The sequence below is a fragment of the Desulfosporosinus metallidurans genome (assembly GCF_001936615.1).
In the GTDB taxonomy this organism is placed as follows: Bacteria; Bacillota; Desulfitobacteriia; order Desulfitobacteriales; family Desulfitobacteriaceae; genus Desulfosporosinus; species Desulfosporosinus metallidurans.
This window is the reverse complement of sequence record NZ_MLBF01000038.1, coordinates 16,707-35,902: the sequence shown is the minus strand read 5'-3', so window position 1 is coordinate 35,902 and position 19,196 is coordinate 16,707. Positions and strand designations below refer to the sequence as shown.

The following is a 19,196-nucleotide window of genomic DNA, read 5'->3' as shown; positions in this document are numbered from 1 at the left end:
AAGTCCGAGGTTCAATAACGCACATAGCACATTTAGGCAGGAGCACGATGCATCGTGCCTAAAGAATAAATATAATTAAGAATGGAGAGATTCAAATGACACAACTTATTAAAGCGAGACAAGGAATTATTACTCCTGAGGTAGAAAGATTAGCTAAAGTAGAAGGGCTTACAGCGGAAGAGTTATGCGAGAAGGTAGCGCAGGGTCGAGTGGTCATCTTAAAGAACAAACAACGCAAGAACTCGATCGCGATCGCGGTAGGGGAAGGACTTCGAACCAAAGTAAATGCCAACATCGGGACGTCACCGGATTGTGTGGACTTCTCGGATGAGCTTCATAAAATAAGGGTCGCCGTAGCGGCTGGTGCGGATTCCATAATGGAATTAAGCATTGGCGGAGATGTTGATGCTTTCCACCGTCAGGTGCTCGATACCTTTACATTACCCGTCGGTTCAGTCCCAACCTATCAAACAGGAATGGAAAGTATTGCTAAGCACGGAAGCGTTGTTGATATGACAGCTGAGGATATGTTCGAGATGATTGAACGCCAGGCAGAGCGTGGCATTGATTTTATGGCCATTCATGCTGCGTTAAACATGTCTATCGTTGAAAGGTTAAAAAATCAAGGACGAATCACAGATATTGTGAGCCGTGGAGGGGCCTTTTTAACGGGCTGGATGTTCCACAACGAGCAAGAGAATCCTCTCTATACTCAATTTGATCGCGTACTCGAGATTTGTAAAAAATATGATGTGACGCTTAGTGTTGGAGATGCGATTCGACCCGGTTGTATCGAAGATTCTCTTGACCGCGCCCAAGTCCAAGGTGTGATTGTGGCTGGAGAATTGGTGCAACGCGCACTGGAAGCTGGCGTTCAAGTGATGGTAGAAGGCCCGGGCCATGTACCGGTGGACCAAATCCCAGCAACGATCTTGCTCCAAAAACAACTCTGTCATCATGTTCCGTACTATATACTTGGCAATTTGGTCACGGATATTGCGCCGGGCTATGACCATATCACAGGAGCCATCGGTGCTACAGCTGCAGCTATGGCAGGTGCAAACTTCATTTGCTATGTCACTCCAGCGGAACACCTTAGGTTACCAACTGCAGAAGATGTACACGCCGGGGTAATTGCTACGCGCATTGCCACGCATGCCGCAGATATAGTTAATAAAGTAAAGGGTGCACGGGAATGGGACTTAGCCATGGCTCATGCTCGTAAAGCATTAGATTGGAACAAACAAATTGAACTGTCAATCGATCCCCCGACGGCTCGTAGAATCCGTGGAGAGCGTAATGAAGAAGGGGCTGAAGCCTGTTCTATGTGTGGTGGTTTCTGCGCTATGAAATTAGTTGGAGAACACCTTGGAAAAACGGGTGGTACTTGCTAAGGAGGGTGAAGCAATTGAGTCAGATTGGGGTCATTATGGGAAGTGATTCAGATTACAAAATCATGGAGGAAGCTCTGAAAATTCTCCACCAATTTGAAGTTCCTTTTGAAGTTATAATTTCTTCCCCCCAAAGGACATTGAAACGAACTGTCGATTGGGTGAAAGGTTTTGAAGCCCAAGGTGGAAAACTCATTATCGCGGCAGCAGGTTTAGCTGCACATTTGCCGGGGGTAGTAGCGGGAGCAACGATTTTACCTGTGATCGGTGTTCCGATCAATAGCGGCGCCCTGGAAGGAATCGACGCCCTTTACTCCATCGTACAAATGCCCCCGGGAATTCCAGTTGCGACCGTAGGTATCGGTGCTGCACGGAATGCAGCGTTGCTTGCAGTGCAGATTCTGATGAGTCAAGACAGTGCTTTGAGTATTAAGGTTAAAGACTATCGAACTCAGATGCTGCAGGATATCGAGGCGAAGGACGAAGCGTTGCAGAAACGTTTAAGTGAAGAAAATTGAGGATTAAGCACTGAATGAAGGAGAGGGGGGCGAACGTGTTCGAATTTGGAGAGGACAAACCAAAAGAGGAATGCGGTGTCTTTGGAATTTATGCCCCCACTCAGGAGGTTGCCCGTCTAACTTACTACGGGCTCTATGCTCTGCAGCACCGAGGGCAGGAAAGTGCTGGAATCGCGGTTTCGGATGGACGAAGCATTGATGTGCATAAAGGAATGGGCTTGGTGTCGGAAGTGTTTTCAGACCGTGTTGTGGATTGTTTGAAGGGAAAAATGGCAATCGGACATGTTCGTTACTCCCCCACGGGTTCAGGCCTGCTCACGAATGCTCAGCCCTTGGTGGTACACTACCAAAAAGGCATGATGGCCTTGGCTCATAATGGAAGTTTAACCAATGCTTTAGAACTACGCGAGGAATTGGGAAAAAACGGGGCAGTTTTCCAAACCACGATTGATAGCGAAGTCATTATTAACCTCATTACTCGCTATCGCCAGGAGTCCTTGGAAGATGCGCTTGTTAAGACCATGCTGGATCTACGTGGAGCGTATGCCTTGGTTATTTTGGCGGAGGATAAACTCATTGGACTCAGGGATCCTCATGGCGTTCGTCCCTTATGTATTGGGCGGATGGGCGATGGGTATTGCTTGGCCTCAGAAAGTTGTGTTCTCGATACCACGGGTGCAGAGTTTGTGAGGGATGTGGAACCCGGTGAAATTGTGGTGATCGATGAAGATGGGCTACACTCACACCAGGGATTTTCTGAAATTGAACGCACGTCTTGTGCCTTTGAATATATCCATATTGCCCGGCCGGACAGTACAATCGATCAGCTGAGTGTATCGGAAAGCCGACGTCGGATGGGCATTGAACTGGCCCGTGAATATCCAGTTGATGCGGATCTTGTGATTGCGGTCCCAGACTCAGGGACCGCTTCTGCCCTGGGGTATGCCTCTGAACTGGGGCTTCCCTTTGGAGATGGGGTTATAAAAAACTGTTATGTTCATCGAACCTTTATTCAACCGACACAGGAAATGCGAGAAATGGACGTTCGACTGAAGCTCAATGCTAATGCGAGCGTCCTGAAAAATAAGCGTGTCGTGATGATTGATGATTCGATTGTCCAAGGAACCACCAGTTCGAAACTGGTGGAAATGGTCAGAAAAGCAGGGGCCAAAGAAGTGCATTTTCTAATCAGTTCTCCTCCAGTAGCCTATCCGTGCTTCTTTGGGATTGACACGGTAAAACGAGAAAAACTCATTGCCAATCAAATGGGAATAGAGGAAATTCGTGAGTTTGTTGGGGCGGACTCGCTGCACTACATCTCTGAGGGGGGCTTGCTGCGAGCACTTGGGACGGACTGCGTTTGCTTAGCTTGTTTTAACGGAGCGTATCCCATTCCGGTTTTAACTTGATCGGGGGGCAAACGATTTTGATAAAATTTAGTGAACCCAATTGGAAATCCTACGGGGAGGTAATAAAAGATGGGATTAACACCCTTATTCCGGCATAATCCCCAGGATGTAGGACCTCAGTATTTGGAAGACTTGGCAACAGGGTACTGGTTTTCCGAGGCACTGTTTACGGCCGTTGAACTGGAAGTCTTTACTTTGCTGGAGTCTGAAGGCATGACGACTGCCGAAATTGCTGGTGCACTGGATATGCCTCCGTCTGGTCTGGAGCGTTTTCTTCAGGCCCTTGGCGCCATAGGCCTAGTGGTTCGCGATGGTGAACGTTTTTTTAATACCAAATTGGCCAGTGACTATCTTGTGGCAGGCAAGAGTGAGTACCAAGGAGATTCGATTCTCTGGCGTAAAGGCCTACGGGAAGGGTGGCAGGATCTTGCCGAGTGCCTTAAGGCCGGCGGCAGAGTGAATTTTCCAGTGGAAGAAGAGGGTCCAGAGCAGTTAGCCCGGCGGATCCGTAGGTATATCAACGCTATGGATAATGTAGCCAGAACCAAAGTAGAGGAAATTCTACCCTTTTTCGAGGGACTTGACCTGAAGGGGGAGCTACTCGATGTAGGGACAGGCTCTGGGGCGATTGCCGGCGGTTTTCTGGAGAATTTCCCTTTTCTATCGGCAACTTTAGTGGACATTCAGGAAGTCCTCAACTATACACGGGAGTTGATGGACAAGAAGGGGTTTGGAAAACGGGTTTCCTACATACCAACCAATATTTTGGAACCCTGGTCCGTAGCTAAGGAAGGATTTGACCTTGTCATTCTCTCAAATATTATCCACGCCTATTCAGAAGAAGAGATTCCTCTGATCTTGGACCGAGCTGCAAATTGTCTCAAGCCAGGAGGATTCCTGGTCATCCATGATTTCTTCCCTGAGCACTGTTCTGCCAAGGCTGCTCTGCTTGATTTAAATATGTTTATTAATACCTATAATGGCAGGATCTTTTCCGGAACTTGGGTCCGAGAACAATTAGCCATGTCAAAACTGTACACAACCGAGCTCATCCCTTTAGCGACGGACACAGCTCTAATCTTCGCCGCGAGAGACGAAAAGAATCTGGCGAATCTCCACCTGGATGAGAGAACCCGTCTGATTGCCAGGATTAAAGCGATGGGATTTGGGGAAGTTCTTCCTATTGCCACGGAGAAAGTCCATGTTGCTGACTGGACGGATCTCCGCTGCCAGTATGGCTGTGATCGTTACGGACATGGCCACTGCCCACCCAATAGTCCCTCTCCCCAAAAAACAAGGGACGTTTTGCAAGACTTTTCATACGCTCTACTTCTGGAGGGGGAGCCCCCGGGCAAAATGTTCCAGACCCGGGTTTTGGACGCCGAAAGAGAGGCTTTTTTGGCGGGCTTCCATAAAGCATTCGCTTATTGGGCCGGTCCATGCGTTCTTTGTGCTACCTGCGTGGCTAACACTCCTGACGGGACATGTCGCAATACACGGGATGCCAGGCCTTCAATGGAGGGAGCAGGTATCGATGTCTATGAAACCGTCCGACGGGCGGGACTTAACCTTCGAATTTTGCGTGACAAGGGCGAATTCGTCAGATATTTTGCCCTGTTGCTATTGGAGTGAATTATCGTGCGTGTTCTAATGATCCAAACCCCTTCCGTAGAAGACATTTCTCAGGAAAGAGTGTATCCTATCGGGATTGTCCTCCTGGCCGGACGCCTTCAAGGCTATGGCCATGAGGTGAGTATTTTGGACATGAACCTGGAAAGAGACCCTTACGGAGCGCTGAAGGAGAAGCTTTTGACATTCCAACCTGAGGGGATTGGGTTATCCCTACGAAATATTGATCCTCTGGGTAATAAAACCAGCTCGCTTATTTCTCCCTTTATTGTCACGGTTCGAATGATCGCCGCTGTTCTGCCCCAAGCCTGGTTGATTGTGGGCGGAACCGGTTTTTCCCTTTTTCCGGAACGACTGATGCTGGATTTGCCGGAACTTGATTATGGAATCGTAGGTGAAGCAGAAGTAACCTTCCCAGCTCTTCTCCGTTCTATAGACAATCCACCGCCTTTGCCAGGGCTCTGCCGACGGGAGGGCCTGAAGGTTCGAATTTCACCGCCTGCAACTAATTTTGACATGGCGGATTATGTCCCTGCTAATAGGTTATTACTGAATCCTGTGCTTTATAAAGGGCTTAACAACTACGTTCCCACCATTGGAATTGAGGCAAAAAGGGGCTGTGCGCTCAACTGTGCTTATTGTGTCTATCCTCAACTGCAAGGGAAGCGATTGCGGTGCCGCCCGACCGCGGCCGTTGTGGATGAGATGGAACTCCTGCACAAAGACTATGGCATTGAGAGTTTTCATTTTACCGATCCTGTACTCAACGTTCCCCGCGGTCACCTTGAGGGAATCTGTGAGGAGATACTGCGCAGAAAGCTTAAGATTCGGTGGGACGGTTTCATGCGGGAAGACCAGCTTAATGAAAAGAATGTCGCTTTGTTTGAACGGGCCGGGTGTGAATGTTTTTCCTTCTCCCCCGACGGTTTGTGCCAGGAATCACTGGATGTCTTAGGTAAAAATCTTAGTGAAGCACAGATTTTAAGAGCAGCAAGTCTCGTCGCTCAAACGGACGTAGTCAGTGTCTATCATTTTATGGTCAATGTACCTGGAGAGACGGAAAAAACCTGTGAAAAAAGTATCCAGTTTGTCGAACGGCTGTATGAATTGCACAGCAGGAAAAAGAATCTGGGAACCATCATTTTGAATAATATTCGCATTCTACCAGGCACAGCGATCGAAGGGATGGCCAGGGCGAACGGAGTCATCGATGCAGAAACGGATCTGCTCTATCCGACCTATTACAACCCTAAACCGTTTAATACCTTCAGATACAAGCTGGAAACAATTCAGCAGTGCAGAAACGTATTCATGTGGCAGGGAGTTGAGTAGTAAAATGAAGATACTATTATTAGAGCACCCACGAACCGTCTGCCCTGAACGATGTAACGACATCGCCAATACTCCCCTTTCCTCTTGTCTCCATTCTGGTTATATTGCCGGTATGCTCACAAGTGAAGGGCATGATGTCGAAATCATTGAAGGATTCCTGGATGGGCTCGACTACCAGGAAATTGAACGCAGGGTAAAAGCTATGCAACCCGACATGCTGGGAATTCATATGGTCTACCATTGGCAGACGGATTCGGCCTTGTACGATTTTCTCCACAAGGTTAAGGCTGAACAACTATCCTCTTATATCACGGCTTACGGGTATTATCCGACCACTGACTTCGAAGACATCTTAAAGCAGTGTCAGGATATTGATTCTGTGATCCTGGGCGAACCAGAACTGACCTTTGCTGAGGTTGCAAAAGCTTTAACTTGCCAAGCTAGTCTTGAAGATTTTCCCGGTCTTGCCCAGAGGGATAACTCGCGGGCGATCGTTTCTCAACGGCGCGAACTGGTGGGTGATCTGAACGCTCTTCCTTTTCCCGTACGAACAGAAGCCCTGTTCCGTCTGCCTGAAGTAAACCTGCAGGGAAGTAGGGGATGCTATGGGGGATGTACTTTTTGCTATATCAACCCTTTTTATGGTCAGGGCTCACAGTGGCGTGGGCGAACTCCGGAAAATATCATAGCGGAAATTGATGACTTAATTGCCAAACATAAAATAGAGGATTTTTATTTTACAGATCCGAACTTTTTCGGTCCGGGTGAAAGAGGGCAGCAACGGGCCTTGCGCTTGGCGACTCTCCTTAAATCCAGGAACATCCGGTTTGGCATCGAGGCCCGGGTTAATGATATTCATGACGAAACCGTAAGTGCGCTTGTAGAAGTAGGCCTGCGCCATATTCTCATAGGACTGGAGAGCGGTAGTGACCGTTCGCTGAAGCGGATAAATAAGATGACGACGGTTGCCCAGAATGAAAGGGCTATTAGAATCCTCCGCAAATATGGGATCGAACCCAATATTGGGTTTATCATGTTTGAGCCTGATTCATCCCTGGAGGATATCCGGGTCAACTTCGAATTTCTAAAGCGAAATGACTTATTAAAGAATCTTGCGATAACTGCTAACCTGCTCTATCACCACCTGATTGTTTTGAAAGGAACGAAGGCCCACCGAGATCTACAGAGTGCTGGGCGTCTGGAGGTCCAAGCATCGACTTATGAAAGCGTTGTGGCTCTGACAGATCCTAAAATTGCGGTTTTAGCCATGATCATGAGGAGAATTACTAATTTCCTTTTCGATCGTATGGCTGGGATTTGGGGCGGAAAGGTTATAGAGCCTGAGAATGCCCAGGAACGATATACAAAAATAAATGGCTTGTTGGTCAACCTATTTGATAATACTTTAGTGTCGTTGGAGGCTGGGGGACAGTATACGGAGGAGCAGGTAGAGACTCTGGTTAAAGCAACCGAAAAAGAGATAAATGAGATTTTGGCAAGAGAATCATAATAATTCGAGATCTGACGTGTATTTGGATGGGGTTGTTTATTTTCTTAAATTCTTTTCACAAGGTAAATTTACTCAAAAACAAGTGCCAGAGGTACATCTTCTCGAAAACATATCGATTTATCCCGTAATATATCCGGTCTTGTTTAAAAGTGGATACCGAGATACTTCATGTTTTCAAAAACAATGGCCCAATCACTGTTCCAAACTCGAACGATTTTGTGGCAGATTTAAAGAAGCGTATTGCATTTGACAGAGCCATGATAATTGGCGATCAGAGAAGTCCAATCAGGAGAGACATTTCCGTGAAGAATTGTGAAATGAAGTTAAAAAAACACCTAAAACACACTTAAAACACCAAAATCAGACCTCATGCCTGATTTTGGTGTTTTTTGAGGTGTAGGTGTTCAATCAACTTGACATCACGATTCGGAGATAAGCTACGCGAAATCTTAGGGACTTCAGGATGGCACAGTATAATTCAGTTTCGAATGGGCTATCAAACGATAGAAGTGCTCCCCAGCCCCAGAAGACCAGTCAGAGATGTAGTCGTTTCCAATATCTAATACATTGCATACCCCAAACCCCACCCTCGCTGACTTCAACGTAAGGAGTGCTGGTTGTGGAGAGGTTGATCTCATAGACATTAAGAAAATTGACAGCCGTCTCACAGCCTAGGGCGAAGAACTCGTCCTTATGAAACGGTTAAAATAAGAAAATAGGTTAGCAAAGCCCAGCAGAACTAGGCATTTCTGCGGGGCTATTTTGGATTATAAAAACCATCAAAGCCAGGGTTTAATGGACTTATAAAGATGATAGTTAAAAATTTAATGAAATTATTTTACATAAACGGGAAAGATAGGACCAAATCGGTTTTAATATATCCCTGCATGATAAGAGATTGCAAGCAAATGGGATCAACAAGGATCTAAAATTTCTGAGACTAACCGAACGTTTTTAGTAATACATATATTAATGTTCGATTTTCTATTGACCTTCATAACGCCTTCTTGTAAAATGAACTTAATAAAATTCATAAGCGAGTTCATATAACCGCGGAAATATGGTCCGCAAGTTTCTACCAGGCTACCGTAAATGGCCTGACTATGAGCGAAAGTGTACCTAGGGCAAATGATTTGTACTTCTTTGTCCGAGTGGTACAGGTTTGATCGAAAGATCAAATTACACCGAAGGGATAAAAGCCCAGGCGGGTAGGTTTCACTCTATTTTTTGGGTGGGATTTGCCTGCCTGGGTTTCTGTTTACTCAAGAATAAAGGAGAGGGGCAAACTTAATATGGGGCTGATTGGGGTCATTATGGGAAGTGATTCAGACTACAAAATCATGGAGGAAGCCATGAAAGTTCTCCGTCAATTTGAACTTGATTTTGAAGTCAAGATTTCTTCCGCTCATAGGACATTAGAAAGAACTGTAGAGTGGGTGAAGGATTTTGAAGCCCAAGGCGGAAAACTTATCATTGCGGCAGCAGGGTTAGCGGCCCATTTGCCAGGAGTTGTAGCCGGGGCAACAATTTTACCAGTGATCGGTGTTCCATTGAGTAGTGGAGCCATGGAAGGAATCGATGCCCTTTACTCCATCGTGCAAATGCCCCCAGGAATTCCGGTTGCAACCGTAGGCATTGGTGCGGCACGCAATGCGGCGTTGCTAGCGGTACAGATCCTAGCCATTCAGGATGAAGCCCTTAGTATGAAAGTTAAAGACTTTCGAGCCCAAATGCTGAAGGATATCGAGGCGAAGGATGAAGCGTTACAGAAACGCTTGAGTGATGGGAATTATAATTGATAGAAAGGGGACTTCCACTTGATTGAACGGTACACACTACCTGAAATGGGAGGAATTTGGACTGACGAGCATCGCCTCACGTTATGGTTAAAAATAGAAATTGCAGCTTGCGAAGGGTGGGCTAAACTGGGAAAGGTTCCGAATGAAGCCGTTGAGGTCATTCGAGAAAAGGCTTCTTTTTCTTGGGAAAGGGTACAAGCCCTTGAAGAAGTGACCCAACATGATGTGTTGGCTTTTTTGACCAATGTTGCCGAAAATGTGGGAGATGAAGCAAAACACATTCACCTAGGTCTTACTTCTTCGGATGTCCTTGATACAGCCTTGTCCCTGCAATTGGTTGAAGCGTCCGATATTTTGCTGGCTAAACTGAAAGGGCTGGAAGAGGTCCTGCGCCGTAGATCGTTAGAACATCGGGACACCCTTATGATGGGTCGAACACATGGGATTCACGCTGAACCCATTACTTTAGGACTGAAATTTGCTTTATGGTACGACGAAATTAGGCGTCAAAAGAGACGCTTAGCCTTTGCCCGTGAGGAGATAAGGGTGGGCAAGATTTCTGGCGCAGTTGGGACGTTTGCCAACGTAGATCCTCGAGTTGAAGCGCATGTTTGCCAAGTCCTCCACTTAGAGCCTGCTCTAATATCGACTCAAATACTTCAACGCGATCGGCATGCCTGCTTTATGACAACCCTTGCTGGTATCGCCAGTTCCCTGGATAAAATGGCCACAGAGCTACGTAATTTACAACGAACCGATGTACATGAAGTAGAAGAAGCCTTTGGAAAGGGGCAAAAAGGATCCTCAGCAATGCCCCACAAGAAAAATCCTATCACGCCAGAACGTATTTGTGGTATGGCTCGAGTGGTTCGGGCAAATGCCCAAGTTGCTTTAGAAAATGTGGCCTTATGGCACGAACGGGATATTTCTCATTCCTCTGCTGAACGTATGATTTTACCAGATAGCACGATTGCGCTTGACTATATGCTTTACAAAATGACCCAGCTTATTGACCGACTGCAAGTCTTCCCTGAACAAATGAAAGCAAATATCGATAAGGGATGTGGCTTGATTTTTTCGCAACGCGTGATGCTTGCCTTAGTTGAGAAAGGCGTCAGTCGGGAAACGGCCTACGCTCGGGTTCAACGCAATGCCATGGAAGCCTGGAATACCAAAGAACAATTTCAAAGCCTAATCTTGAGAGACTCTAGTATACGTGAATATTTAGGCGAAGAAGAGATAAGCGGGCTGTTTGATTACTCGTACCATACTAAGCATGTAGCAGATATTTTTGAGCGGTTAGGACTTGTTTAGAAGAAATGAATGAAATGAATTGCACGTTCACCAAAGCACCCGGAACTGCTCGTTCATTGGCTTGACGAGAAAAGAAATTTAAATTCTGTGGAATAAGGAAGGGGTAAGATTATGGAAAAGTTAGGATTACGATATGAGGGAAAAGCGAAAAAGGTTTATGACACAGATCAGAGTGAGTATTTTTGGGTGGCCTACAAAGATGACGCAACCGCTTTCAATGGAGAGAAAAAAGGACAAATTGCGGATAAGGGAGAGGTCAATAATCAATTATCGGCACTCTTCTTTGAGGAGATAGAAAAAGCAGGCATTTTGACACATTATGTGCGACTGTTAAGTGATCGAGACATGCTCGTGCGTCGTCTAGACATGATCCCTCTTGAAGTGGTTGTTCGCAACATTGCAGCTGGAAGTTTAGCGAAGCGCCTCGGTGTGGAAGAGGGTCTTGTTCTCTCCCAACCCGTTGTTGAATTGTATTATAAAGATGATGAATTAGGAGACCCTCTGGTCAATGAATCTCATGTTGCTGCGATGGGTTGGGCAAGTATGGCAGATGCCAAAGAAATTCAGGCTTTGGGTTTGAAGATTAATGAACTATTACAGGGCATCTTAGTAAAGGCAGGAATTCAACTGATCGACTTTAAACTAGAATTTGGTCTCGCAAATGGAAAGGTCTACCTTGGGGATGAAATATCCCCTGATACTTGCCGTTATTGGGATATTGAAACACGGGAGAAGTTAGATAAAGACCGCTTCCGTCGTGATCTTGGAGGAGTTGAGGAAGCGTATCAGGAAGTTTTTCGTCGGGTAAAAGAGGTCCTCACTCAGGCCTAAAGTAAAGAATGAATGGGCAAGAAAGACATTGTTGCAAAGATCGTCAGAATGTTGTGAACGTATTTAGTCGTAAGTGTCAAACACGGGAAAAAGGGAGGCCAATAATGTTCGAATTTGGAGAGGACAAACCAAAAGAGGAATGCGGTGTCTTTGGTATTTATGCTCCCAATCAGGAGGTTGCCCGTTTAACTTACTACGGGCTCTACGCTCTGCAACATCGAGGACAGGAAAGTGCCGGAATCGCGGTTTCAGATGGACATAACATTGCATTGCATAAAGGAATGGGTTTGGTGTCAGAAGTGTTTTCTGACCAAGATGTAGTAAGCTTGAAAGGGAAAATGGCGATTGGACATGTTCGGTACTCTACCACGGGGTCAAGTCTACTTGCCAATGCCCAGCCCTTGGTTGTACACTATCAAAAAGGAATGATGGCCTTAGCACATAATGGGAATTTGACCAATGCTCTAGAACTAAGGGAGGAACTTGGAAAGAACGGGGCGGTTTTCCAAACAACGATTGATAGTGAAGTGATTATTAACCTAGTTACTCGGTATCGCCGAGATTCCTTAGAAGATGCATTAGTCAAGACCATGATGGATCTAAGGGGAGGGTATGCTCTGGTGATATTGGCAGAGGATAGGCTTTTTGGCATCCGAGATCCTCATGGTGTTCGCCCGTTATGTATTGGGAAGATGGGAGATCGGTATTGTTTGGCTTCGGAAAGCTGTGCCCTGGATACCATTGGCGCAGAGTTTGTGAGGGATGTAGAACCAGGCGAAATTGTCGTGATTGATGAAGAGGGACTACACTCGCGTCCGGGACTTGCCAAAGTTGAGCATGCATTTTGTGCTTTCGAATATATTTATTTTGCTCGACCGGATAGCACAATCGATCAGTTAAACGTCTCCGAGAGTCGGCGTAGGATGGGTATAGAACTGGCTCGTGAATGTCCGATAGAGGCTGATCTTGTGATGGCAGTTCCAGACTCTGGGACCGCTTCTGCCCTGGGATATGCTACGGCGCTCGGGATTCCCTTTGGCGAAGGGCTTATTAAAAACCGTTATGTCGGTCGAACCTTTATTCAACCGACCCAGGCCATGAGAGAAGTGGGGGTTCGGCTAAAACTTAATGCGAACACTAGTGTCTTGAAAGATAAGCGTGTTGTCATGATTGATGATTCGATTGTTCGTGGAACCACTAGTTCCAAGTTGGTCGAGATGGTCAAGAACGCGGGGGCTAAGGAGGTTCATTTCTTAATTAGTTCTCCTCCAGTCGCCTATCCGTGTTTCTATGGGATAGATACGGCAGAACGGGAAAAGCTCATTGCCAATCAATTCGATGTTGAGGGAATACGGGAGTTCGTGGGGGCTGATTCACTGCACTATATCTCTGAGGAAGGCTTGCTGAGGGCGCTTGGCACGACAACCGTTTGTTTAGCCTGTTTTAATGGTACGTATCCTATTCCTATTTCAAGCCTAAAGCAGGGTAAAAACAATTTTGAAACGTTCAACTAAACTTCTGATGATATAGATTCAATAATAATGTTGAGGACAAGACGGAAAGTAAGGGGGATATAAACGTTGGGATACTCATACCGAGATGCGGGCGTTGACATTCAAGCAGGAAATGAAGTCGTGGAACGCATCAAACCAGCGGTTGCTCGGACACTTCGTCCGGAAGTTCTCGGTGGGCTTGGAGGGTTTGGTGGACTCTTTAAACTGGATCTGGGCAAATATCCGGACCCAGTTCTTGTCTCTGGAACGGATGGCGTGGGAACAAAGTTGCGCCTGGCTTTTCAAATGAATCGGCATGATAGCATTGGTCAAGATGCGGTGGCTATGTGTGTCAATGATATCTTGGTTCAAGGAGCAGAGCCTTTGTTTTTTCTCGATTATCTTGCTGTGGGAAAAGTGGCGCCTGAACGGGTCGCTAAGGTTGTAGGTGGGGTTGCGAGAGGGTGTGAAATGGCCGGCTGCGCATTGATTGGGGGAGAAACGGCCGAAATGCCAGGTTTCTATGCCGAGGATGAGTATGATATTGCAGGGTTTTCAGTGGGCGTCGTGAATCGGAATCAGTTAATTGATGGCTCAAAGATTCGAGTTGGGGATGTGCTCATGGGCTTACCTTCTACAGGGCTTCACAGTAATGGGTATTCCTTGGCTCGGAAAGTATTTGAACCCTATTCTTTGGAGGAAGTGTTTCCAGAGTTAGGTGAACCGTTGGGAGAGGCCTTACTTCGTCCGACGCGAATTTATGTGCAATCGATTTTGCCGCTTCTTCAAGAGGGAGAAGTTCTAGGCATGGCCCATATTACGGGGGGAGGGTTAACGGATAACGTCCCCCGGGTTTTGCCAGCTGGTCTTGGAGTTAAGATTGACACCTCAGCATGGGATCGTCCTCCAATTTTCACCTTGCTGCAACGTTTAGGAGAAGTGGACTGGCCGGAAATGTATCGGACCTTTAATATGGGTATTGGTTTTGTCCTTATAGTCCGCCCAGAAGATGTGGGTGCAGTGAGCCGAAAGCTTGCTGATTTAGGAGAAAAAAGCTTTGTGATAGGGAGTGTCGTACTAGGAGAAGGTGTATCCTATTGAGAACCGCAATACTGGCCTCGGGTCGAGGGAGTAATCTTCAGGCCTTAATTGAGGCCTGCCAAAATGGTAGTCTCCCGATCGAAATCGTGGCTGTGGGATCGGATCAATTAGAGACTGGCGCGCTCAAACGAGCCGAGGCGGCAGGAATCCCTACCCGCGTTTTTCTAGTTAGGGATTATCCTCATCGACAAGCCCAAGAGGAGGATCTCTTGATCTGGATGAGGGAAAATCGGGTGGAACTATTACTTTTGGCGGGGTATATGAGGGTCTTGGGTTCAGAGTTTATTCGTCAAGCCAATTTTCCAGTTGTGAATATCCATCCTTCGCTTCTTCCAGCTTTCCCAGGTCTCCATGCCCAGCGCCAGGCCGTTGAGTATGGGGTCAAGGTGAGCGGGTGTACGGTGCATTTAGTGGATGAAGGTTTGGATAGCGGCCCGATTATTTTACAGGAAGCGGTACCTGTGCTACCAGGGGATACGGAAGAGAGTTTAGCTCAGAGAATCTTAGTTGTGGAGCATCGTATTTATCCGGAGGCTGTCCGTCTTTTGGTTTTAGGAAAAGTGGAGAGGACTGGGCGCCGGGTTCAGATTTTGCAGAAAGAGGGGTTGGCATGAAACGAAGAGCGATCATAAGTGTTTCAGATAAGACGGGACTTGTTGCTTTTGCGAGTGGGCTGGTGGAATTAGGGTTTGAATTGATTTCAACTGGGGGAACGTATAAAGCACTGGATGAGGCCAATGTTCCCGTGAAATATGTCAGTGAGGTTACGGGATTCCCAGAAGTCTTGGACGGCCGAGTTAAGACGCTCCACCCTTTGATTCACGGGGGGATTTTAGCACGGGACAGTGTGGAACATCGTGAACAAATGGAGAAAAACGGAATTGGTTTTATCGATTTAGTGGTGGTTAATCTTTATCCGTTTCGGGAGACGATCGCTAAACCTGGGGTAAGCTTCGAAGAGGCGATTGAAAATATTGACGTGGGCGGGCCGACGATGGTTCGTGCCGCAGCCAAAAATCATGGACGGGTTACTGTTCTGGTTAATCCAAAATCCTATGGAGAAGTTCTGAACGTGCTGAGAGAAACGGGAACTGTTTCGGCGGGTATGCGCAAGCGACTCGCTGCCGAAGCGTTTGCTCACACGGCGGAGTATGATCGACTCATCGCGGGGTACTTAGAACGACAGCTTCAGACCCTAGATGGTTTCCCGACAACTCTGCGTCTAACGGCTCAAAAAGTACAAGAGCTGCGTTATGGAGAAAATCCACAGCAAAAGGCAGCCTTTTATATCAATTCGGAAGCTCCAGAAGGAAGCTTGGCCAGTGGGCATCAGCTTCAAGGTAAAGAACTGTCTTACAATAATTGGGCCGATATGGATGCCGCTTGGAAGATTGTGAAGGAGTTTGAAGCGTGTGCGGCCACGATTATTAAACACTCTAACCCATGCGGAGTCGCTTTGGGCAAGACCCCTCTCGAGGCCTATCAGAGTGCCTTTGCAGCTGATCCGGTTTCCGCTTTCGGAGGGATAATTGCCTTTAACAGGGTGGTTGACGGGGATTGTGCAGATCAGATTAAAGAGTGTTTCTATGAAGTTATCATTGCACCGGAGTTCAGTCCCGAAGCCCGAGAAATACTGAGCGCAAAAACAAATCTTAGGCTCTTTGTGGTTAGAAGAGGAGACACTGAAAAAACGAAGCAAGGCTGGATGCTTAAAAGTATTGACGGGGGATATCTCGTTCAAGAAGTTGATCGAGGGACAACCCCAGTCAGCGAATGGGACATTGTGACAGACACTAAACCTACTGAAGAGGATCTATCAGCGCTTGATTTCGCTTGGCGGGTTGTAAAACATGTCAAGTCGAACGCCATTGTGGTTACAAATCATGAACAGACCCTGGGTGTAGGGGCTGGACAGATGAATCGGGTGGGATCGGTTAAGATTGCCATTGAACAAGCAGGAGATAAGGTTAAAGGGGGTTATTTAGCCTCCGATGCGTTCTTCCCCTTCCCTGACTCTGTTGAAGAGGCGGCCAAGGCCGGGATTCGGGCAATCGTTCAACCGGGCGGATCCATTCACGATGCTTCGGTCATTGAAGCTGCTAATCGGCTGAAAATGATCATGGTCTTTACGCATCGACGACATTTTCAACATTAAACATCGATGGGGAAACGAGGTGAGGCAGTGGGCAACAAACGCGTGTTAATCGTAGGCAGCGGAGGACGGGAACATGCTCTAGCTTGGAAGTTGGCGCAAAGCCCCGAACTAGAATCTCTCTTTGTTGCGCCGGGGAACGCAGGAACCACTTTATGGAATGTTCCAATCTCTGCTCATGACATTTCAGCGTTAGTGGACTTTGCACTCCAAAAGAGGATTGATTTAACTCTTGTCGGACCAGAAGACCCCTTGAGCTTAGGGATTGTGGATGCCTTTCAAAAGGCAGGTCTGAGAATTTTCGGGCCGACCCAGGCGGCAGCTCAGCTTGAGGGGAGTAAGTCTTTTGCTAAAACCATTATGAAAAGTGCGAAGCTCCCAACTGCAGAGTGGGAAATGTTTGAAGATCCAGAGCAAGCGAAGACTTACGTGAGAACCATCGGAGCACCTTGCGTTTTAAAGGCGGATGGGTTAGCCGCTGGCAAGGGTGTTATTGTGGCAATGGATTTAGAAACAGCTCTCCAGGCAGTGGATGAAATCATGGAGGGTGGCTTTGGCTCGGCAGGCAGGAAGCTGGTCATTGAAGAGTTTCTGGAAGGGGAAGAAATCAGTTTGCTTTGTTTTTCAGACGGAGTAACGGCGCGTCCTATGGTTCCAGTTCAAGACCACAAACGGGCCTTAGATGGCGATCTGGGGCTTAACACTGGGGGAATGGGAACTTATAGTCCTCCTCCAATTTGGACGTCTGAACTTGAAGATATCGTCATGCACGACCTTGTTTCCCCGACCTTAAAGGTTATGCGAGAACGAGGGGCTCCGTTTCAAGGCGTGCTTTTTCTGGGACTAATGTTGACTCAGAAGGGCCCGAAAATATTGGAATACAATGTTCGGTTTGGTGATCCGGAGACGCAAGTTGTGATGAAACGACTAAAATCCGATCTCTTGCCTATTCTTTGGGCCTGTACGGAGGGACGTTTGTCCGAGGTTCAGCTGGAGTGGAAAGAGGAAGTGGCCGTTTGTGTTGTCATGGCGGCTCCTGGTTATCCCTCGGCTTATGCTAAGGGAGTCCCCATTCACCTACCTGAGCTCCAAGATCAGGACTCGGTCATCTTCCATGCCGGAACGGAAATAAGTGAGGGACAGATTCTGAGCAGTGGTGGTCGGGTGCTAGGGATAACTTCTGAAGGGACAACGCTCCAGCAGGCACGGGAAAAGGTATATGCAATCGTGGATCAAGTTGATTTTCCCAAGGCTCATTATCGTCGAGATATTGGAGTTAAAGGGCTTTAAACTAAAAATATTCTTGCTTTGCTTGAACACATTGGTTTTAAAAACTAGAGGCTTCTCATTAATTCATTGAATTTCTGAAAAGCCTCTAGTTTTATGTTTTCCGCGTGAAGTTTAAATTTGCCTACCTTTAATGATCGATACGGGGGAGGACTTTACTTGGAGATGAATTAAGGCATTTCGGACAGACATAAATTGCGCTATTGGCGGCTAGAATAATATTCATTTTTAAGGTTTGAGCCGTATATTGAATCCACTTGCTTAAATGGTCTAGGCTCTGGCAATTTGGACAACGCAACATCACTCTCGTTCACATCCTCAAAGTAGTTTATGAGCGATGGATGAGAAGTGTGACGTGATAGTTGTGACCACTGGAATCCCATTTTCATATAATAAAGGCAGGATACGCCTTATAAGAGGAACTAATTTTATTATACGAGGAGGGATAAACGTGTTTAATTATCGCAAGCATTTATTCTATCCAATATATGTTGAACGTCAGGATCCGATATTTGCCAAGGTGTTACTCGAACATTATGCGGGTAGAAATAGTGAATTATCATCGTCAATTCAGTACTTAAACCATCGATCCAATATGTCAAATCGATATATTCGAGAATTACTTGGGTTAATCGCTGCAGAAGAACTAGGACATATGGAACTAATATCTGTAGCGATTCTTAAATTAGGAGGGCCACCGCTTACCTGTATAAATTCTCAAGGGGCCCCATGGGTGATCAACTATATTGATCAAAGTATTGATTCTATCGACATGCTGCAGGTGGATGTACAGGCAGAAACTAGGGCTAGCCAACTATATCGTCAACATCTGGAGATGACCACGGATCCAAATATGAAGCGGATGATTAATTTTCTGATCACTAGGGAAGAAGTACATAAACGTTTGTTGCAAAAAGCACAGATGTTAATCTGCGAATCTAATTCGCCGGAGGAATACAACGAGTTGATTTACGAGTATAAGATGAGTTTGCAAGTCTTGGAGTAATAATAAGCGAAAGAACGTTACGTTCTTATGACGTTGAAAAGTCGGCCTGAAGGCCGACTTTAGTATTTTATAACCCAATCTGAAACGAAAAGCCCTCTGACAAATCCGTATCCTTGAGCATCAATGGTAAGTTCCGACTTGTTGATGAGATTACGGTCATAATACACAGTAATACCCTCTACGTCATATGCGTAAAAATCCTCTGGTTTGCGAGGGCGTCCTTTACGTACACTTGGGGGAGTAGACAGGGGAATACAGCACTGTGAAACGACTATGTTTTCGACGTAAAGTTCAACTTTTTTAGTCCTTTGAAGGAATTCCATGGCCCTCTGTGTAATGTTAATCTTCATCTTCATGTTCGCTTTAAGGTCAAGATCCACGATGGGTTCATCTCCTCGATCGTTTAACTTTATCTCATTTTAAC

General features: G+C 46.5%; 16 protein-coding genes and 1 riboswitch. Of the genes, 15 read left to right on the top strand and 1 reads right to left on the bottom strand.

Features of this window, described 5'->3' with window-relative positions; all coding sequences use genetic code 11:
• Positions 1-95: 95 nt before the first annotated feature.
• The 15 genes from bzaB (at position 96) to DSOL_RS18285 (ending at position 18,772) form a co-directional block, all read left to right on the top strand.
• Positions 96-1,394: a B12 lower ligand biosynthesis ThiC-like protein BzaB gene (bzaB, locus tag DSOL_RS18355; protein ID WP_075366263.1), complete on the top strand. Its 1,299-nt coding sequence runs from the start codon at positions 96-98 to the stop codon at positions 1,392-1,394.
• Positions 1,395-1,408: 14 nt separating this feature from the next.
• On the top strand, positions 1,409-1,909 hold the full coding sequence (gene purE, locus DSOL_RS18350; RefSeq protein ID WP_139314520.1) for a 5-(carboxyamino)imidazole ribonucleotide mutase: 501 nt from the start codon (positions 1,409-1,411) through the stop codon (positions 1,907-1,909).
• A gap of 35 nt (positions 1,910-1,944) precedes the next feature.
• Positions 1,945-3,318, top strand: a complete 1,374-nt coding sequence (gene purF, locus DSOL_RS18345) for an amidophosphoribosyltransferase (RefSeq protein WP_075366262.1) — start codon at positions 1,945-1,947, stop codon at positions 3,316-3,318.
• Between the two features lie 69 nt (positions 3,319-3,387).
• Entirely contained in the window at positions 3,388-4,950 is a 1,563-nt protein-coding gene (locus DSOL_RS18340; RefSeq protein WP_075366261.1) for a DUF2284 domain-containing protein, read from the top strand.
• A 6-nt stretch (positions 4,951-4,956) separates the two neighbouring features.
• Positions 4,957-6,279 carry a B12 lower ligand biosynthesis radical SAM protein BzaD gene (bzaD, locus tag DSOL_RS18335; RefSeq protein WP_075366260.1) on the top strand — a complete coding sequence of 441 codons (1,323 nt, stop codon included), beginning with the start codon at positions 4,957-4,959 and terminating at the stop codon, positions 6,277-6,279.
• 4 nt (positions 6,280-6,283) lie between these two features.
• Complete coding sequence (locus DSOL_RS18330; protein ID WP_075366259.1) at positions 6,284-7,789, top strand: B12-binding domain-containing radical SAM protein; 1,506 nt, start codon at positions 6,284-6,286, stop codon at positions 7,787-7,789.
• Between the two features lie 1,022 nt (positions 7,790-8,811).
• Positions 8,812-8,913: riboswitch (purine riboswitch) on the top strand.
• A 168-nt stretch (positions 8,914-9,081) separates the two neighbouring features.
• A complete protein-coding gene (gene purE, locus DSOL_RS18325) occupies positions 9,082-9,588 on the top strand; it encodes a 5-(carboxyamino)imidazole ribonucleotide mutase (RefSeq protein WP_075366258.1) in 507 nt (168 codons plus the stop codon).
• Between the two features lie 18 nt (positions 9,589-9,606).
• Positions 9,607-10,902 (top strand): adenylosuccinate lyase, encoded by a 1,296-nt coding sequence (purB, locus tag DSOL_RS18320; RefSeq protein WP_075366257.1) that lies wholly within the window; start codon positions 9,607-9,609, stop codon positions 10,900-10,902.
• A gap of 111 nt (positions 10,903-11,013) precedes the next feature.
• On the top strand, positions 11,014-11,733 hold the full coding sequence (gene purC / locus DSOL_RS18315; RefSeq protein WP_075366256.1) for a phosphoribosylaminoimidazolesuccinocarboxamide synthase: 720 nt from the start codon (positions 11,014-11,016) through the stop codon (positions 11,731-11,733).
• A gap of 104 nt (positions 11,734-11,837) precedes the next feature.
• Complete coding sequence (gene purF / locus DSOL_RS18310; RefSeq protein WP_075366255.1) at positions 11,838-13,247, top strand: amidophosphoribosyltransferase; 1,410 nt, start codon at positions 11,838-11,840, stop codon at positions 13,245-13,247.
• 66 nt (positions 13,248-13,313) lie between these two features.
• Entirely contained in the window at positions 13,314-14,327 is a 1,014-nt protein-coding gene (gene purM / locus DSOL_RS18305) for a phosphoribosylformylglycinamidine cyclo-ligase (RefSeq protein ID WP_075366254.1), read from the top strand.
• Complete coding sequence (purN, locus tag DSOL_RS18300; RefSeq protein WP_075366253.1) at positions 14,324-14,941, top strand: phosphoribosylglycinamide formyltransferase; 618 nt, start codon at positions 14,324-14,326, stop codon at positions 14,939-14,941. Before purM ends, purN begins: the two co-directional genes overlap by 4 nt.
• On the top strand, positions 14,938-16,482 hold the full coding sequence (purH, locus tag DSOL_RS18295; RefSeq protein WP_075366252.1) for a bifunctional phosphoribosylaminoimidazolecarboxamide formyltransferase/IMP cyclohydrolase: 1,545 nt from the start codon (positions 14,938-14,940) through the stop codon (positions 16,480-16,482). Before purN ends, purH begins: the two co-directional genes overlap by 4 nt.
• A 6-nt stretch (positions 16,483-16,488) precedes the next feature.
• Positions 16,489-17,769 carry a phosphoribosylamine--glycine ligase gene (gene purD, locus DSOL_RS18290; RefSeq protein WP_075366251.1) on the top strand — a complete coding sequence of 427 codons (1,281 nt, stop codon included), beginning with the start codon at positions 16,489-16,491 and terminating at the stop codon, positions 17,767-17,769.
• 448 nt (positions 17,770-18,217) lie between these two features.
• On the top strand, positions 18,218-18,772 hold the full coding sequence (locus DSOL_RS18285; RefSeq protein ID WP_075366250.1) for a manganese catalase family protein: 555 nt from the start codon (positions 18,218-18,220) through the stop codon (positions 18,770-18,772).
• Between the two features lie 59 nt (positions 18,773-18,831).
• Here DSOL_RS18285 and DSOL_RS18280 read toward each other — a convergent pair whose 3' ends face one another.
• Positions 18,832-19,152, bottom strand: coding sequence for a CC/Se motif family (seleno)protein (locus DSOL_RS18280; RefSeq protein ID WP_075366249.1), 321 nt, complete (start codon positions 19,150-19,152; stop codon positions 18,832-18,834).
• Positions 19,153-19,196: the final 44 nt, after the last annotated feature.

Coding starts and splice junctions, on each gene's coding strand:
- purE (WP_075366258.1), top strand. CDS start 9,082: ATGGGGCTGATTGGGGTCATTATGGGAAGTGATTCAGACTACAAAATC.
- DSOL_RS18330 (WP_075366259.1), top strand. CDS start 6,284: ATGAAGATACTATTATTAGAGCACCCACGAACCGTCTGCCCTGAACGA.
- purD (WP_075366251.1), top strand. CDS start 16,489: ATGGGGAAACGAGGTGAGGCAGTGGGCAACAAACGCGTGTTAATCGTA.
- DSOL_RS18340 (WP_075366261.1), top strand. CDS start 3,388: ATGGGATTAACACCCTTATTCCGGCATAATCCCCAGGATGTAGGACCT.
- purF (WP_075366255.1), top strand. CDS start 11,838: ATGTTCGAATTTGGAGAGGACAAACCAAAAGAGGAATGCGGTGTCTTT.
- purH (WP_075366252.1), top strand. CDS start 14,938: ATGAAACGAAGAGCGATCATAAGTGTTTCAGATAAGACGGGACTTGTT.
- purC (WP_075366256.1), top strand. CDS start 11,014: ATGGAAAAGTTAGGATTACGATATGAGGGAAAAGCGAAAAAGGTTTAT.
- bzaB (WP_075366263.1), top strand. CDS start 96: ATGACACAACTTATTAAAGCGAGACAAGGAATTATTACTCCTGAGGTA.